At 69.1% G+C, this 16,110-nt stretch carries 13 protein-coding genes; 9 read left to right on the top strand and 4 right to left on the bottom strand.

Annotated features, from left to right (window positions below):
- The first annotated feature begins 119 nt into the window (after positions 1 to 119).
- Complete coding sequence (locus ACP7AB_RS12395) at positions 120 to 1,325, top strand: aminotransferase class V-fold PLP-dependent enzyme (RefSeq protein ID WP_425991541.1); 1,206 nt, start codon at positions 120 to 122, stop codon at positions 1,323 to 1,325.
- Here the strand turns inward: ACP7AB_RS12395 and ACP7AB_RS12390 are convergent.
- Complete coding sequence (locus ACP7AB_RS12390) at positions 1,309 to 2,643, bottom strand: diguanylate cyclase domain-containing protein (protein ID WP_425991539.1); 1,335 nt, start codon at positions 2,641 to 2,643, stop codon at positions 1,309 to 1,311. The two genes, ACP7AB_RS12395 and ACP7AB_RS12390, sit on opposite strands and share 17 nt — an antisense overlap.
- Positions 2,644 to 2,833: 190 nt before the next feature.
- On the opposite strand from ACP7AB_RS12390, the gene ACP7AB_RS12385 reads away from it, so the two are divergent.
- Positions 2,834 to 3,757 carry a YihY/virulence factor BrkB family protein gene (locus ACP7AB_RS12385; protein WP_425991538.1) on the top strand — a complete coding sequence of 308 codons (924 nt, stop codon included), beginning with the start codon at positions 2,834 to 2,836 and terminating at the stop codon, positions 3,755 to 3,757.
- Here the strand turns inward: ACP7AB_RS12385 and ACP7AB_RS12380 are convergent.
- Both ACP7AB_RS12380 and ACP7AB_RS12375 read right to left on the bottom strand, forming a co-directional pair.
- Positions 3,723 to 3,968, bottom strand: coding sequence for a sulfurtransferase TusA family protein (locus ACP7AB_RS12380; protein ID WP_425991536.1), 246 nt, complete (start codon positions 3,966 to 3,968; stop codon positions 3,723 to 3,725). The two genes, ACP7AB_RS12385 and ACP7AB_RS12380, sit on opposite strands and share 35 nt — an antisense overlap.
- Positions 3,965 to 4,459, bottom strand: a complete 495-nt coding sequence (locus ACP7AB_RS12375; protein ID WP_425991534.1) for a CinA family protein — start codon at positions 4,457 to 4,459, stop codon at positions 3,965 to 3,967. Before ACP7AB_RS12375 ends, ACP7AB_RS12380 begins: the two co-directional genes overlap by 4 nt.
- An 87-nt stretch (positions 4,460 to 4,546) precedes the next feature.
- Here ACP7AB_RS12375 and ACP7AB_RS12370 point away from each other — a divergent pair, with 87 nt between their 5' ends.
- Positions 4,547 to 6,838 (top strand): fused MFS/spermidine synthase, encoded by a 2,292-nt coding sequence (locus ACP7AB_RS12370; protein WP_425991533.1) that lies wholly within the window; start codon positions 4,547 to 4,549, stop codon positions 6,836 to 6,838.
- Positions 6,839 to 6,852: 14 nt separating this feature from the next.
- Here ACP7AB_RS12370 and ACP7AB_RS12365 read toward each other — a convergent pair whose 3' ends face one another.
- Entirely contained in the window at positions 6,853 to 8,001 is a 1,149-nt protein-coding gene (locus ACP7AB_RS12365) for a bifunctional 2-C-methyl-D-erythritol 4-phosphate cytidylyltransferase/2-C-methyl-D-erythritol 2,4-cyclodiphosphate synthase (protein ID WP_426046149.1), read from the bottom strand.
- A 123-nt stretch (positions 8,002 to 8,124) separates the two neighbouring features.
- Here ACP7AB_RS12365 and dusB point away from each other — a divergent pair, with 123 nt between their 5' ends.
- From dusB to hflX, 6 genes are all read left to right on the top strand, one after another.
- Positions 8,125 to 9,186: a tRNA dihydrouridine synthase DusB gene (gene dusB / locus ACP7AB_RS12360; RefSeq protein ID WP_425991529.1), complete on the top strand. Its 1,062-nt coding sequence runs from the start codon at positions 8,125 to 8,127 to the stop codon at positions 9,184 to 9,186.
- Positions 9,183 to 11,444 (top strand): ATP-binding protein, encoded by a 2,262-nt coding sequence (locus ACP7AB_RS12355; protein ID WP_425991527.1) that lies wholly within the window; start codon positions 9,183 to 9,185, stop codon positions 11,442 to 11,444. Before dusB ends, ACP7AB_RS12355 begins: the two co-directional genes overlap by 4 nt.
- A gap of 12 nt (positions 11,445 to 11,456) precedes the next feature.
- Complete coding sequence (locus ACP7AB_RS12350; protein WP_425991525.1) at positions 11,457 to 12,863, top strand: sigma-54-dependent transcriptional regulator; 1,407 nt, start codon at positions 11,457 to 11,459, stop codon at positions 12,861 to 12,863.
- Positions 12,863 to 13,726 (top strand): D-amino-acid transaminase, encoded by an 864-nt coding sequence (locus tag ACP7AB_RS12345; protein WP_425991523.1) that lies wholly within the window; start codon positions 12,863 to 12,865, stop codon positions 13,724 to 13,726. Before ACP7AB_RS12350 ends, ACP7AB_RS12345 begins: the two co-directional genes overlap by 1 nt.
- Before the next feature lie 226 nt (positions 13,727 to 13,952).
- Complete coding sequence (hfq, locus tag ACP7AB_RS12340) at positions 13,953 to 14,198, top strand: RNA chaperone Hfq (RefSeq protein ID WP_013269198.1); 246 nt, start codon at positions 13,953 to 13,955, stop codon at positions 14,196 to 14,198.
- 292 nt (positions 14,199 to 14,490) lie between these two features.
- On the top strand, positions 14,491 to 15,792 hold the full coding sequence (gene hflX / locus ACP7AB_RS12335) for a GTPase HflX (RefSeq protein ID WP_303695937.1): 1,302 nt from the start codon (positions 14,491 to 14,493) through the stop codon (positions 15,790 to 15,792).
- Positions 15,793 to 16,110 lie beyond the last annotated feature (318 nt).

Below are 16,110 nucleotides of genomic sequence, written 5' to 3'. Positions count from 1 at the left end.
GTTCTGACGGTCTGCCTGACGTCTGCGTGGGCGACCGACGTCAGGATGCGGCTCGCAGAGTTGGCGGAATGACATCGCTGGCCGCTCAAACGCGTCGCGCGGTTCTCGCGTCCATCAGCTTGGCGGCACCGACAGCGGCTCTGGCGGCGGGGCGCGGCGAACTCGCTGAGGGGCTTTCAGAATACCTGCTCACGCCCGGCCTGACCTATCTCAACACCGGCTCGGCCGGCCCCACACCGCGGGCCGTGATCGACCGCATGGTTCAGGCCTTGATCGAGGTGGAGTCTAACCCGGTCGGGGCGGTCTATGGCCAGGGGCCCCTCCGGCTCGAGACCGACCGCGCGCGCGACACCGCCGCCGCCTTCATCGGCTGCGATGCGCAAGACCTGCTGATCACGCGCAGCACGACCGAGGCGATGAACAGCGTGGCTTTGGGGATGCGGCTGGAGCCCGACGACCGGGTGCTGACCACCGATCAGGAGCATCACGGCGGCAGCCTGTGCTGGACCCATCTCGCGCGCCGGCGGGGCGTCGTCGTCGATGTCGTCCCGATCTCGCCCGAGGACCACGATCCGCAGGCGATCGTCGATCGGTTCGAGCAGGCCATGACGCCGCGAACCCGGGTGGTCAGCGTCAGCCACGTCATCACCACGACCGGCTATCTGATGCCGATCCCGGAGATCGCCGCACTCGCCCGCTCGCGCGGCGCGCTGTGCGTGGTGGACGGCGCCCAGGCCGTGGGGCAGATCGCCGTGGATGTCCGGGCGCTGGGCTGCGACGCCTATGCGGCCAGCGGGCACAAATGGCTGATGAGTCCCAAGGGCACTGGCCTGCTCTATGTCAGCCCCGACGCCGCCGATGCGATCCAGCCGATCCAGCGCGAAGACGACGGCCGCGTCTTCATCTCGGAATCGACCGGCGTGGGCTGTCTGCCGCTGCCGATCGGCCTGGGCGTCGCCATAGAGGCCATGCGCGCACGCGGCATGGCGGCGGTGGCGGCCCGCGCCGTCGCCCTGCGCAATCTGGCCTACGAGGGTCTGCGGGCCATGCCGGTGCTGAGCGTCGCCGGAGTGCCCCCGGCCCGCACGCCACGGCGATGGTGGCCGCGCGCCTTCCGGACCGCATCGACAGCGCGGTCTTTCAGAGGGCCCTGCGTGAAAAGCACGGCGTCGTCGTCAAGATGGCCGAGAAGCGCTGGCTCAACGGCATCCGCCTGTCTTCCCACATCTTCAACACCGAGGCCGACATCGACCGGGCGCTGTGGGCGATCCGGACCGAAATGGGCTGACCAGCGGTTCAGATGGCCGATTAGGTGGGCCCGGTGAGGGGGGAACGGCCCGTCATCATATCGGCCGAGGCACGTTCCAGAACAGCGGCGGCGCCTTCTCCCGGCCTCAACTCGGCGACCCCGACGCTGAACTCGACCACGAAGGGCGTCCGGTCGGGACCGGCGTCGAAGGCGGTGCAGCCGATGACCGCTGCGATCCGCTCGACCGCCAGCCGCGCGGCCGGTCCAGGGGTGGCGGGCAGGGCGAGGGCGAAGACCTCGGGGGCCAGTCGGGCGGCGGTATCCTCGACCCGAACGAGGCGCGACACCATGGCGCCGATCTGGGGCATGGCCCGGTCCAGCCAGCCGCCAATACGAGCGCGGGTCAGGTTATCGCTGTCCGCCACCCGCAGGACGCAGACGGAAAGGGGGCGCCGCCGCGCCGAAGCACCCTCGGCGATGCGCCCGAGATGGCTGGCGAACAGGTTGCGGGTGAACAGGCCCGTCGACGGATCCATGATGCCCGCGCCACGCGCGCCTTCCAGAGCCTTGCGGATGGCCAGGTGGCGGCGATGGGTGTGGGCCAGGTCGAGGACGCGCGCGGCGGCCTCGGGCTCCGGCGTGTCTGCGGCCGCCACTTCCGAGAAGCCCCGGTTGTACAGTTCGCTCAGATTGATCTCGCCTTCCGACCGCAGATAGAGGGCCAGCGGGATGTGATAGAGGCGCGTGTTCCGCTTCATGCCCGAGGCGATGGACAGGGCCGGCGCATGGTCCGGCGCGCCCCACAGAACCGCGGCGTCGAACGCGCTTTCGTGCAGATAGTCGAAGGCGGTGTAGGGCGTCGGCGCGGCCACCACCTCGGCTCCGCCGGCGGTCAGCGTGTTTGAAAGAGCAATGAACCGGTGATCCGGGGCGCCGGCGATCAGGATACGAACCGCGCTGGGATCGGGCACGCCCGGGTCCAGGGTCGCGCCGTGCAGGGCGAAGGTCGCCTGACGCAGGCGGAACTCCTCCTCGGCGATGGCGGCGCGAACCAGTTGTTCGATGCGCAGGGCGGCCTGGGCGGGATGCGGCGGTTCGGCCATCGTCAGATCGAACGTCCCGGCTGGGACGCTCGCCGCCATCGGGCCGAGGGCGATGACGGGCAGACGCCGGGCGCCGGCCGCGAGTCGCAGGGCCTCGGGAAGGGCGTCAATCTCCGGGTGATCGGCGTCCAGGATCGCCGCCTCCAGCGTGAAGTCCGTCAGGGCGGCCACGGCGGCGGCGCCTGACCGGGCCGTCATTGTGCGCCAGCCCAGCGAGTCCAGCCCGCGGCACAGGGCGCCGATCCGCTCATCCGTCTCGGCGACGACCAGAACGCGTGGATCCGAACCCAAAATCGATGACTCCCACTGCGCGACCGGACGGCCGCGACTCCGGACACGGAGCGGGCCGACCATACCGACGCGGCCCCGTTCGGCGCAACGGTGCTGATGCGCGTGGCAGGGGAAAACGACGGGGGCCCGGCTGCTTCCAAAGCGAGGATTTTCCGCTAGAGTCCTCCCTTGGGCTACGGCGGGAACCGGCTTGAGCGGACAGACTACGGAATTGGCGTCACCCGGCTTCTGGGTGCGGCTGTCGGGCCGGGCGTTCGCCCGCAGCTGGGGCCGCGACGTCATGCTCTACACGGGTGGGGTGTCGTTCTTCGCCCTGCTGGCGGTGTTTCCGGCGATCGCCATCCTGATCGGCTTCTACAAGGCCGTGCTGTCGATCGGTCAGGTCGGCGAACAGGCGGCGGCCCTGGCCGACGTCATGCCCCATGCCGCCCGCGCCATCTTCCGCGCCGAGGTCGAGCGGCTGTCGAACGCCTCGGCCCGCGCCGTCTCGACCCAGAGCGCCTTCGCCCTGGTGGTCGGCGCCTATGCCGCGCATCGGGGATTCAAGGCCTTGCTGGCCGGACTGAACCTGATCCACGATGAGACGGAGCCGCACGGCTTCTTCAAGTTCAACTTCCTCGCCTTCATCGTCGCCGTAGTGGCGTTCGGCCTGTTCACCATCGTTTCGGGCGCCGTGGTCACCGCCCGGCTGCTGGAGCATGCCGGGCCGGTCACGGGGCAGGGCGGGCTGCCGTTCAACGGCTTCCTGCCCGCGGCCGGCCTCGGCCTCGGGCTGACGTTGCTGTATCGTTACGCCATGTCGCACCGGGACCCGGTGGCCTGGGTCCCGTCCATCGCCGGCGGGGCGGTGGCGACCATCCTGTCGATGATCTCGTCCTGGCTCTGCGCCATCTATGTCGAGCAGATCGCCCAGCTGGGCGCGACCTACGGATCGGTCGGCGCCGTCGTGGTCCTGCTGATCTGGCTGTCGTGGAACGTCAACGCCATCTTCTACGGCGGCGCCTTCGCCACGGAGATGGAGATCGCCTCGCGGGCCAGGGGAGCGCCGGATATCGCGCCCGAGGACAGCCCCTCGGTCGTCAATCTGTCGGAACGGCGCGCGTCTCGACGGTAATCGTCAGGACGCCGTCGGTCTCCTCGACCGACATCACCCGTCCGCCCAGTTCCGCCATCAGATACGGAACGTCGATCCGCGCCATCGGATCGGTCGCGAGGAGGACGAGACGGGTTCCCGCCCGCCCTTCGGCCGCCTTCCTCAGACGCAGGCTCGGCACAGGGCAGCGGTGGCCCCGGGCGTCGACGACGAGGGGCGCGCCTTCGCTCACCCCGCCTCGCAGGCGGCGAGCAACAGACCCAGGGCGACGCGCACGCTTTCCAGCCGCACCTCTTCGCGCCCGATGTCTCCGAACAGTCGCTTGTCGTGAACGAGCCCCTGTGGCGTTGCGCAGCCGAAATGAACCAGCCCGACCGGCTTCTCTGCGGAGCCGCCCCCCGGGCCTGCGACGCCGGTGATCGAGACGGCGAGGGCGGTCTTCGCGGCCTCCCGGGCCCCGGTCGCCATGGCCCGCGCCACCGGCTCCGACACCGCGCCGTGCCTGACGATCAGGGCAGCCGGCACGCCCAGCATCTCCGACTTGGCCGCGTTGCTGTAGGTCACGAAGCCCCGGTCGACGACCGACGACGACCCGGCCACGGCCGTCAGGGCCCCCGCGACCAGCCCGCCGGTGCAGCTCTCGGCCGTCGCCACCGTCCAGCCCCGCGCCGAGGCGGCGGCGATCACCGAGGCCGCCAGTCGCTGGATATCGTTCGGGAACATGGGTCTTTCCGATCCGTGCGCGAGTCAGTCTAGGCTGAGCCTCGTGCATGGATCTGTCGATAGCACGCGCGCCAGACCGGGGACCCCATGACCGACACAGCCCTGCCGGACGACGCCGCGCCTTCGACGGAGGGCGGCGATCGCGTGACGCCGATCCTGTTCGCCGTGGCCATCTTCACCTCGGCGGCCCTGGTCTTCGTCGTCCAGCCCATGGTGACCAAGCTGGTCCTGCCGATGCTCGGCGGCTCTCCATCGGTCTGGAACACGGCCATGGTCTTCTTCCAGACCGCGCTTCTGGCCGGCTACGGCTATGCCCACCTGCTGCAGCGCCTGACCTCGATGCGGGCCCAGATGGCGACCCATCTGGTCCTGCTGCTGCTGGCGGCCCTGTTCCTGCCGCTGAAGATCAACGGAGTGCTGGGCGACCCCGATCCGAACGCCCCGATCGGCTGGCTGCTGGCGACCCTAGCCCTGTCGGTCGGCGCCCCCTTCGCCGTCCTGTCGGCGACTGCGCCCCTGCTGCAGGCCTGGTACGCCCGGGTTCGCGTCGGTCACGCCGATGGCAAGAACCCCTATGTCCTCTATGCGGCGTCCAACCTCGGCAGCTTCCTGGCCCTGCTGGCCTATCCGCTCATCCTCGAACCGCTCATGACCCTGTCGGGCCAGCGCGCGAGCTGGAGCGGAGGCTATGCCGCCTTCATGCTGATGGTTGTGGCGCTGGCGGTCGTGGCCTGGCGACGCGGTCAGATCGGCTCGACCCCCGTAGCCCGTCTGGAGACCAGCGCGCCGATCCCATGGCGCGAGAAGATCATCCTCGTGCTTCTGGCCGCCGCGCCGTCCAGCCTGATGCTCGGCGTCACCGCCCACCTGGCCACCGACGTCGCCTCGGCGCCCTTCCTGTGGGTCATCCCTCTGGCCCTCTATCTGCTGACCTTCGTCATCGCCTTCCAGGACAGGCCCTGGATCCCGCTGCCGATCACCCTGGTCGTCGCGGCGGCCGTCAGTCTCGCCTGTATCGCGTTCACGGCCTTCAGGACCGGCGACTGGATCCTGATGTTCGGCCTGCATCTGGGCGCCTTCTTCCTGCTGGCCCTGATGTGTCACCAGAGGCTGGCCGCGCGCCGGCCGCCGCCGGACCGGCTGACCGAATTCTATCTGCTGATGTCGCTGGGCGGGGTCGTCGGCGGCGCCTTCACGGCCCTTCTGGCGCCCGTGCTATTCAACGGCGTGTGGGAGTATCCGCTGGTTCTCGTCCTCGCCGGTCTGGCCCGGCCCATGAACAAGGCCCCGATCCGGAACTGGGAGGTCTATCTGTTCGTCGGCGCAGTGCTCGCCACCGGCCTGCCGCCGCTGCTGTCGGCGGCGGCCCAGGCCGACTGGAGCTTCGGCTGGTGGCTCAACAACAATGTCTCGGACAGCATGCCGGGCCTGACCCAGTTCATCATGCTGGGACCGATCCTGGCCGGCTTCATCCTGCGCGACCGGACCCCGGCCTTCGTCATCATCGCCGCCGGCATCGCCCTGTCGACCGCCTATATCGCGCGCGGCTATGAGGCCGCCTTCACCGACCGCAGCTTCTTCGGCGTGATGAAGATCGGCGTCACCGAGGACCCGCGCCTCGGCGGTCAGGTGAACATCCTGATGCACGGCACGACCTTGCACGGGGCCCAGCCCCGCAATCCGGCCTTCGCCTGCATGCCCACCCTCTACTATGCCCCGGCCAGCCCGATCGGTCAGACGACCCAGATGCTGCAGCTTCGCCGTCCGGCCCTGAAGATCGGCGTGGTCGGGCAGGGGTCGGGCGCCATGGCCGGCTACAAGCGCGCCGCCGACGAGATGAAATTCTTCGAGATCGATCCGATGGTCGACCGGCTGTCGCGCGATCCGCAGTGGTTCAGCTTCATCTCCGGCTGCGCCGACGGCCCGATCGAAACGGTGCTCGGCGACGCCCGGCTGACCATGGCGCGCGAGACGGCCGGCACCTATGACCTCCTGCTGATCGACGCCTTCTCGTCGGACTCGGTGCCGACCCATCTGCTGACGGTCGAGGCGATCGAGGGCTATCTCAAGCTGCTGAAGCCGGACGGCGTGGTCATCCTGCACCTGTCGAACCGCAACCTCGACATCACCCTGCCGGCCGCGGCGGCGGCGCAAGCCCTGGGCGCGGCGAACCTGCATCAGCTCTATCAGGAATCGCCCCTGGCGCCGGACATGGCCGAGGCCTCCACCGAGGCCCTGATCCTGTCGCCGACGGAAGAGGGCCTGGCGGAGTTCCGTGACCAGGCCCAGTGGCGAACCCTGGCCGAGACCGACGTTCGACCTTGGACCGACGACTATGTGAACCTGTTCGGCTCGTTGTGGCGTCACTTCCGGCGGTGACGCCAGCCCTCTGATCAGGAAGGCAATTCGATCGTCGCGATAGCCGAGGCGGCGAGGCCTTCCTCGCGTCCGGTGAACCCCATCTTCTCCATCGTCGTCGCCTTCACGCTGACCGCGTCGAGCGGCAGATTCAGGATCCCGGCGAGGCGTTCGCGCATGGCCTGACGGTGGGGCTTCACCCTGGGCCGCTCGCAGATCAGGGTGACGTCGACGTTGACCAGCCGCCCGCCACGCGCCGCCAGCCGCTCGACCGCATGGATCAGAAACTGGTCCGAGGCCGCGCCCTTCCACTTCGGGTCGGTCGGCGGGAAGTGGTCGCCGATGTCGCCGTCGCCCATGGCGCCCAGCACCGCATCGGTCAGGGCGTGCAGTCCGGCGTCGGCGTCGGAATGGCCGATCAGGGTCTGGTCATGTGCGATCTCGACCCCGCACAGCCACACGCTGTCGCCCGGCCCCCAGCGGTGGGCGTCGAACCCCTGACCAACCCGAGTTTGAAGGGGGCGGGGCTGTCGGGCGATCAGCGCTTCGGCCATTGCGAAATCCTCGGGATAGGTCAGTTTCATCAGGCGCGGATCGCCCTGGACCAGACGAACGGTTCCCCCGTCCTGCTCGACCACGGCCGCATCGTCGGTCGCCGCCGCACCCTCGGGCCATGCGGCATAGGCGGCCCGCAGGCGGTCGGTGCGAAACGCCTGCGGCGTCTGGGCCCGCCACAGGCCGCCGCGATCGACCGTCGCCTCGATGCGATCGGAGCCGCGCTTGAGGGTGTCGGAGACGGGCAGGGCGGCGATGGCTCCATCCGCACCCGGCAGGCACTCAAGCAGCCGCCGGATCACCTCGGCGGACAGAAGGGGCCGCGCGGCGTCGTGAACGAGGACGGGCCGATCCGGTGCCCCGGTCAGGGCTTCGAGCCCGGCGCGCACCGAGTCCGCGCGCTCGGCCCCGCCCGCCACGGCCCGCCAGTCGTTCAGCCCGGCCAGCGCCCCGGCCGCCCGCGCGAACCCGTCCGCCGCGACCACCACGACCACCTCTTCGGCCCCTGCATTGAGCAAGGCCTCGACCGACCAGCGGACCACGGGCTTGCCGCCCAGCGGCCGCCACTGCTTGTCGCCCCCGGCCCTGGAGCCCGAGCCGGCCGCCACCACGATCGCTGCAAACGTCATGATCGCCTTCTAGGGCGCGATCCCGAAAAGTGTGAGCGGTTTTCGGTCGAGATCGCGCCCCACTTTTGTGATGAACCACGATGGCGGTTGACGAGGGGCCTGGCTTCGCGTGTTGACGGACGGATGAGCACAGGGTTTCAGATCGGCGATGTCGCCATTCCCGGACGGGTTCTGATGGCGCCCATGACGGGCATCACGGACCTGCCGTTCCGGCTGCTCGCCAGCCGCCTCGGCGCCGCCTATGTCGCGACCGAGATGGTGGCCGCGGCCGAACTGGCCCGCGCCCGTCCGGACGTGGTGCGCCGCGCCGCCGTCGGCGACGGCCTGCCGCTCACCGTCATCCAGCTGGTCGGCCGCGATCCTTCCGCCATGGCCCAGGGCGCGCGCATGGCCGAGGCGGCCGGCGCCGACATCATCGACCTGAATTTCGGCTGCCCGGCCAAGGAGGTCACCGGCTCGGCCTCGGGCTCGGCCCTGATGCGCACGCCCGACCTGGCTGGCCGGATCATGGCGGCGACGGTGGCGGCGACCTCTCGCCCGGTCACGGTCAAGATGCGCCTGGGCTGGGACGACGACACCAGGAACGCCGCCGAGCTGGCGAAGCGGGCCGAAGACCTCGGCGTCAAGGCCGTGACGGTCCACGGCCGCACCCGCCAGCAGTTCTACACCGGCGCCGCCGACTGGGATGCGGTCGGGGCGGTCAAGGCGGCGGTCTCCATCCCGGTCATCGTCAACGGCGACATCATCACCGCCGAACAGGCGAGGGAGGCTCTGGACCAGTCCGGCGCAGACGCCCTGATGCTGGGCCGCGGCGTCTATGGCCGTCCGTGGCTCGCCGCCCACCTCGACCGCGCCCTGCGGGACGGCACGGTCCTCGTCGAGCCGGATCGCCGCGAGCGGTTCGATATCGTCGTCGCGCACATGCTGGCGTCCTGCGACTTCTACGGCGGTCACCTGGGCCTCAGGATGTTCCGCAAACATCTGGGCTGGTATGTCGAACAGGCGCCCTGGCCCGCCGATCCGGCCGAGCGCCGCACGGCCAAGAGCCGCATCTGCCGGCTCGAACAGCCCGCGCAGGTGTCGGAAGCCCTCGCCGAACTGTGGGATCTGTCGCCCCCTTCGCTGTATTTCGGCAACTCTCCTGTTGAACTTTCGCCACAGGTGGTTGAAGCTTCCGGGTCATGACGGACACGCCCGCCCCGCTTCCGGCCACAGAAGGCGACCCCTCCTTCTGGGGACGTCTCGCGGCCGGTCGGGCGCGGGCCGCCTTCGGCGCCGCCTATGTCATCGCCTTCCTGATCACCGGCGCCGCCATCTGGCTGGTCGCCGTGGCTCCGGGCGCGAGCGCCGGCGATGACGCCAAGGCCACCGCCAGCCGGGCGGTTCTGTACATTCTGCTGGCCAACCTGGTCCTGATCGTCGGCCTCGCGACCATCATCGGCGGCCGGGTCATGCGCCTGTCGCAGAGGCGGCGCGAAGATCCCGGCGCCCGGCTGCACCTGCGGTTCGTGGCCCTGTTTTCCCTCGTCGCCGTGGTGCCGGCGGTCCTCATCGCCCTGGTCTTCGGCCTTCTGGTCAATCGCGGCGTGGATCAATGGTTCAGCGACAACGTCCGTTCGGCCGTCAACAACGGCGCCTTCATCGGCAAGGCCTATGTTGCGGACGTCGGAGGCGGCCTTGAACGCGACCTGGGCAGCATGGCCAACGAACTCGGCGGCGTTCGCGGCGCTTTCGCCGACCGCATCCAGTTCTCCAGCGCCCTGACCCAGATCGCCGACTTCTTCGGCTACCCGGCTGTCTATATCCTGAACGGCGAGGGCGAGGTCCTGGCCCAGAGCGACCTGCCCGATGCGCCCGCCTATGTCGCCCCGCCGCGCGAGGAGTTCGAGAAGGCAGCCGAGGGCGAGGAGGTGCCGGTCACCGTGACCGAGCACCCCGACACCATCCGCGCCCTCTATCCGTTGCCAGACTACGGCGATGCCTATCTCTATGTCGTGCGCCCCCTCGCTCCCGGTCTCGTCGAGCGGATGCGCAATGGCCGCGACTCCATCGAGTCCTATCGTGTCGCCGAGGAGAGCCGGGCCCGCATCCAGGCCGCCTTCGCCCTCAGCTATCTGGAGACGGCCCTGCTGGTGCTGGTCGGCGCCGTGTGGCTGGGCATGTCGGCGGCCAGCGCCATCTCTGCGCCCATCGGTCGTCTGGTGAAGGCGGCGGATCAGGTCGCGGCCGGCGACCTGACCGCCCGGGTCGAGGCCGACGGGGCGCCCGGCGAGATCGCCACCCTGTCCGAGGCCTTCAACCGCATGACCGGCGATCTCCAGGCCCAGCAGGCGGCGCTGAAAACCGCCAGCGAAGAGGCCCAGGACCGCAGTCGATTCATCGAAACCGTCCTGTCCGGCGTCAGCGCCGGCGTCATCGGTCTGGACAAGCGCGGCCGGATTTCCGCGATCAATGACAGCGCCTTGCAGCTACTTTCGATTTCCGAAGTTGAAGTACACGGCAAGGCCCTGGGCGTCGTCGCGCCCGAATTGGCGGAACTGGTGAAACGCGTCGAGGCCCATATCGAGGAGGACATAGACGTCGCTCGCGAGGGCGAGACCCGGCGTCTGCGCGTCCGCATCGAGGGCGGGGTCGGCGGCGAGATGGTGCTGACCTTCGACGACATCACCCGTCTGGTCACGGCCCAGCGCAATGCCGCCTGGCGCGACGTCGCCCGCCGGATCGCCCACGAGATCAAGAACCCCCTGACCCCGATCCAGCTCTCGGCCGAACGGCTGAAGCGCAAATTCCGTCCGGCGATCACCGAAGACCTCGAAATCTTCGACCGCTGCACCGACACCATCATCCGCCAGGTCGGCGACATCGGCCGGATGGTCGACGAGTTTTCCTCCTTCGCCCGCATGCCGGCGCCGCGGTTCACCAATGAGAACCCGGCCGAACTGCTGCGGGAAGCCGTCTTTGCCCAGCGCGTCGCCGCGCCCGACCTCGTGGTCGAACTGGTCGAGCCCCTGCCCAGGGCCAAGATGAAGGCGGACGGCCGCATGGTCGGTCAGGCCCTGGCCAACATCCTCAAGAACGCCGGAGAGGCCGTGGCCGCCCGCCGCCTCGCCACCCCCGCCGATGAGGAGCAGGTCGCCATCATCGCCCGGCTTGAGATCGAGGACGGCATCGCCACCTTCATCATCGAGGACGACGGCAAGGGTCTGCCCGTCCGCGACCGCGACCGTCTGACCGAACCCTATGTCACCACGCGCGAGAAGGGCACGGGCCTCGGCCTCGCCATCGTCAAGCGCATCTGCGAAGACCACGGCGGCGAGCTGAAACTGTCAGATGCCGACAGCCTGCACGGCGCCAGGATCTGCCTGATCTTCCCCCTCAACCCCACCGGCAAGGCCGGGCGTGAAACGGAGCCTCGCGGCGCCGGCGCCCCGGCGGCCGAATAGTAGCGAGGCGTCATGCGTTCCACCGGAGCCGATATCCTGGTCGTCGACGACGAGGCCGACATCCGCGACCTGGTCTCGGGGCTGCTGGAGGATGAGGGCCATTCCGTCCGCGTCGCTTCCAGCTCCGAGGAGGCCCTGGCCGGCATCCGCGCCCGCAAGCCCAGCCTGATCGTCCTCGACATCTGGATGCAGGGCGGCGGCATGGACGGGCTGGAGCTGCTCGACCTGGTCAAGACGCTCGACGCCGATCTTCCCGTCGTCATGATCTCGGGCCACGGCAATATCGAGACGGCCGTCAGCGCCCTCAAGCGCGGCGCCTACGACTTCATCGAAAAGCCGTTCAAGTCCGACCGGCTCGTCGTCGTCATCGAGCGTGCCCTGGAGTCCGCCCAGCTCAAGCGCGAGAATCGTCGCCTCCGCACCGTGGCCATGACCCCGACCGGCCTGATCGGTCGCTCGGCCGCGGCCCAGGTCCTGCGCACCACCATCGTCAAGGTCGCCCCGGCCAACAGCCGCGTCCTGATCTCGGGTCCGCCGGGCTCCGGGAAAGAACTGGTCGCCCGCCAGATCCACGAGGCCAGCTCCCGCTCGCGCGGCGAGTTCGTCGCCATCTCGGCCGCCGGCATGACGCCGGAGCGCCTGGATCTGGAACTGTTCGGGGAGGAGGGCCACGACGGGCGTCCGCGCAAGATCGGCGTCTTCGAACGCGCCCACAACGGCACCCTCTATCTCGACGACGTCGGCGACATGCCGCGCGAGAGCCAGAGCCGCATCCTGCGCGTCCTGGTCGAACAGCGCTTCCGTCGCGTCGGCGGCGAACAGGACGTCCAGGTCGATGTCCGCGTCGTCACCTCGACCTCGCGCGACCTGAAGATCGAGATCACCGAGGGCCGCTTCCGCGAGGACCTGTTCCACCGCCTCAACGTCGTGCCGATCCGCGTCCCGCCGCTGTCGGAACGCCGCGAGGACATCGGCGAACTGGTCGAATATTTCATCGAGACCCTCAGCGTGTCGCAAGGCCTGCCGCGCCGCCGGCTGGGCGACGACGCCATCGCCGTGCTCCAGGTCCATCCCTGGCCCGGCAACGTCCGCCAGCTGCGCAACAACGTCGAGCGCCTGCTGATCCTGGCCACCGGCGACCTCAACGACCCGATCTCGGCCGACATGCTGCCTCAGGAGGTGGCCTCGACCGGCGCGACAGGGATGGGGGCCGAACGCACCATCGCCCTGCCTCTGCGCGAGGCCCGCGAGGTGTTCGAGCGTGAATATCTGGCGGCGCAGATCATGCGCTTCGGCGGAAACATCTCGCGCACGGCCGCCTTCATCGGCATGGAGAGATCGGCCCTGCACAGGAAGCTGAAGTCGCTGGGCGTGTCGCCCTCGCGCGGCGGGGACGAGGACGAAGGGAATACCGACTGATGTCGCGCGTCGCCTATGTGAACGGGGTCTACCAGCGCCACTCGGAGGCGACGATCCATGTCGAGGATCGCGGCTTCCAGTTCGCCGACGGCGTCTATGAGGTCTGGTCGGTGTTCGACGGCCGGATGGCCGATTTCGAAGGCCACATGACCCGGCTTCACCGCAGTCTCAACGAGCTCCGCATCGACATCCCCATGTCGGTCGACTCCCTGACCCGCGTGCTGAAGGAAACCATCCGCAGGAACCGGGTCCGCGACGGCATCGTCTATCTGCAGGTCACGCGCGGGACGGCCCGCCGCGACCACCCTTTCCCCGCGCCCGGAACCCCGCCCAGCGTCGTCGTGACGTCGAAGTCGCTGAGCGCGCGCAAGTCCGACGCCCAGGCCGCCAAGGGCGTCGCCGTCGTGACCCACCCCGACATCCGCTGGGGCCGTTGCGACATCAAGACGGTCGGCCTGCTGCCCAACGTCCTCGCCAAACAGGCGGCCCGCGACAGGGGCGCCTACGAGGCCTGGATGGTCGACGAGATGGGCCTGGTCACCGAGGGTTCCTCGACCAACGCCTGGATCGTCGACAAGTCCGGCAAGCTGCGCACCCGCGACACCCAGGCCAATATCCTAAAAGGGATCACCCGCACCGCCATCATGGCGATGATCGAGGCTGAGGGGATCGAACTCGACGAACGCCCCTTCAGCGTCGACGAGGCCAAGGAGGCGAAGGAGGCCTTCTTCACCGCCGCCGGCGCCTTCGTCATGCCCGCCGTCTCCATCGACGGGGTGAAGATCGGCGACGGCAAGCCCGGTCCGATCGCGACCCGGCTGCGCGCCCGCTATCTGGAAGAGGCGAAGCGGGACTCGGTCTGATTTTTCTCCGTGCACCCCGGCGAAGGCCGGGGTGCACGGATGCAGGGCATGTAAGCCTCGCGCTCTGTGGTTGCGCGACCTCGAAATCCATCGGGCGATGAAATCGGTTACCGGGCCTGTTGCGACCCGCGAGCGCCAGCGTCTAAGGTGACGAACCGGGCGTTCGATCCGGAGCCGCGATCTCCCCGACGCGGTGAAAACCAAGAAAGAACAGGACCAACCTGCCATGTCGCAAGACAAGCGTCAGAACCTTCAGGACACCTTCCTCAACTCCGTCCGCAAGACCAAGACCCCGCTGACCATCTTCCTCGTCAACGGCGTCAAGCTGCAGGGCATCGTGACCTGGTTCGACAACTTCTGTGTGCTGCTCCGTCGGGACGGCCAGTCCCAGCTCGTCTACAAGCACGCCATCTCGACGATCATGCCGTCGGCGCCCGTGCAGCTGTACGAACCCGAGGCCGACGAGGACTGAGGCCCCGTCGTTGTCATCCCGGACGTAGCGCAGCGAAGATCCGGGACGCCAACCAATTCCTTCGACGCTCCCGGAAGACGCGAAGCGGCTGTCCCGGGAGACCGTCAGGTGCGGTCCCACCGTCCCCCGGATAATCGCTGACGCGATTTCCGGGAGGTCTGACTTCATCGTCTGACGTCCCGGCTCTTCGCTTCGCTACGGCCGGGATGACAAGCATCGCACGCTGACCACTGGCGATGGCTGCCCAGGCGGCCCATGTTGACGCCTCCGCCCGACAACCGACAGAGACCCTTTGAACGCCAAACTCATCGACCACTCCGTGCCGCTCATCCGCGCGGTCGTCATCCACCCCGATCTCGGCGAGCGCGCCTCTCGCCCGGCCGGGGAGCGTCTGGAGGAGGCCGCCGGCCTCGCCCGCGCCCTGGACCTCGACGTCCGCGCCGAGGAGATCGTGCGTCTGCGCAAAACCACGCCCGCGACCCTGTTCGGGGCCGGAAAGGTCGAGGAGCTCGCGGCCCTGATCCGCGCCGCCGAGGCCGAGGCCGCCGTCATCGACTTCGACCTGACCCCGGTCCAGCAGCGCAATCTGGAGAAGGAATGGGACTGCAAGGTCATCGACCGCACCGGCCTGATCCTCGAGATCTTCGGCCGTCGCGCCCGCACCAAGGAGGGCAAGCTCCAGGTCGAGCTCGCCCGCCTCGACTATGAGAAGTCCCGCCTCGTCCGCACCTGGACCCACCTGGAACGCCAGCGCGGCGGCACCGGCTCGACCGGCGGCCCCGGCGAGACCCAGATCGAGCTCGACCGCCGCCTGATCGCCGACCGCATCGTCAAGCTGAAGGGCGAGCTGGAGGAGGTCCGCCGCACGCGCGGCCTGCACCGCAAACAGCGCAAGAAGGCCCCGTTCCCGGCCGTCGCCCTGGTCGGCTACACCAATGCCGGCAAGTCGACGATCTTCAACCGGCTGACGGGCTCCGAGGTCCTGGCCAAGGACCTGCTGTTCGCCACCCTCGACACGACCCAGCGCACCATCCGCCTGCCCCAGGGGCGCCCGGCCATCATCGCCGACACCGTGGGCTTCATCTCCGACCTGCCGCACGAACTGGTCGAGAGCTTCCGCGCGACCCTGGAAGAGGTGGGCGAGGCCGACCTGATCCTGCACGTCCGCGACATCGCCTCGGCCGACAGCGCCGCCCAGGCGAAGGATGTCGAGGAGGTGCTGAAACAGATCGAACAGCCTGAAGGCAAACCGCGCCGCATCCTCGAGGTCTGGAACAAGACCGACCTCCTCGACCCCGAGGTCCGCGAAGAGATCGAGGGCCAGGCCGCCCGCTCGGGCAATGCCTCGGTCGCCGTCTCCGCCTGGACCGGGGAGGGGATTGAACGCCTGCGCCAGGCCATCACCGACCTGATCGACGACGACCCCGAGACGGAGCTGGTCCTCCAGCCCTCACAGGGAGAGGCCCTGGCCTGGCTCTACGCCCACGGCCGGGTCACGGCGCGCGCCACGGACGCCGAGGGGCGGATGCGGCTGACCGTGCGGCTCGACCCCCAGGCCATGGGACGGTTCGAGCGGCAGTTTCAGGCAGGGTAAGGGCCTGTCTCCTCCCTGTCGCGTAGCGATGGGGAGGTGGCGCGGCGCATCTTCGCGCCGTGACGGAGGGGTTCTTGCCGCACGAAGAGCCCCTCCGTCTGCTCGCAAGAGCTCGCATCCACCTCCCCACGCCTGCGGCGCAGGGAGGAGACGAGGCGGATACGGCTGACGGTGCGGCTCGACCCCCAGGCGATAGGGTGGTTCGAACGGCAATTTCAGGCGGGGTGAGAGCCGGTCCGATTTCCCTTTTGGAACCTAAGAGTTGCCAAACGCTTCTGTCTCCGATGTCGCATCCCCCTTCTGAAACCAGCCGACAAC

The organism is Brevundimonas sp. TWP3-1-2b1 (assembly GCF_049896165.1).
GTDB classification, from domain to species: Bacteria; Pseudomonadota; Alphaproteobacteria; order Caulobacterales; family Caulobacteraceae; genus Brevundimonas; species Brevundimonas subvibrioides_B.
Note: the sequence above shows the minus strand (reverse complement) of the source record. Positions and strands in the feature narration are given on the sequence as shown.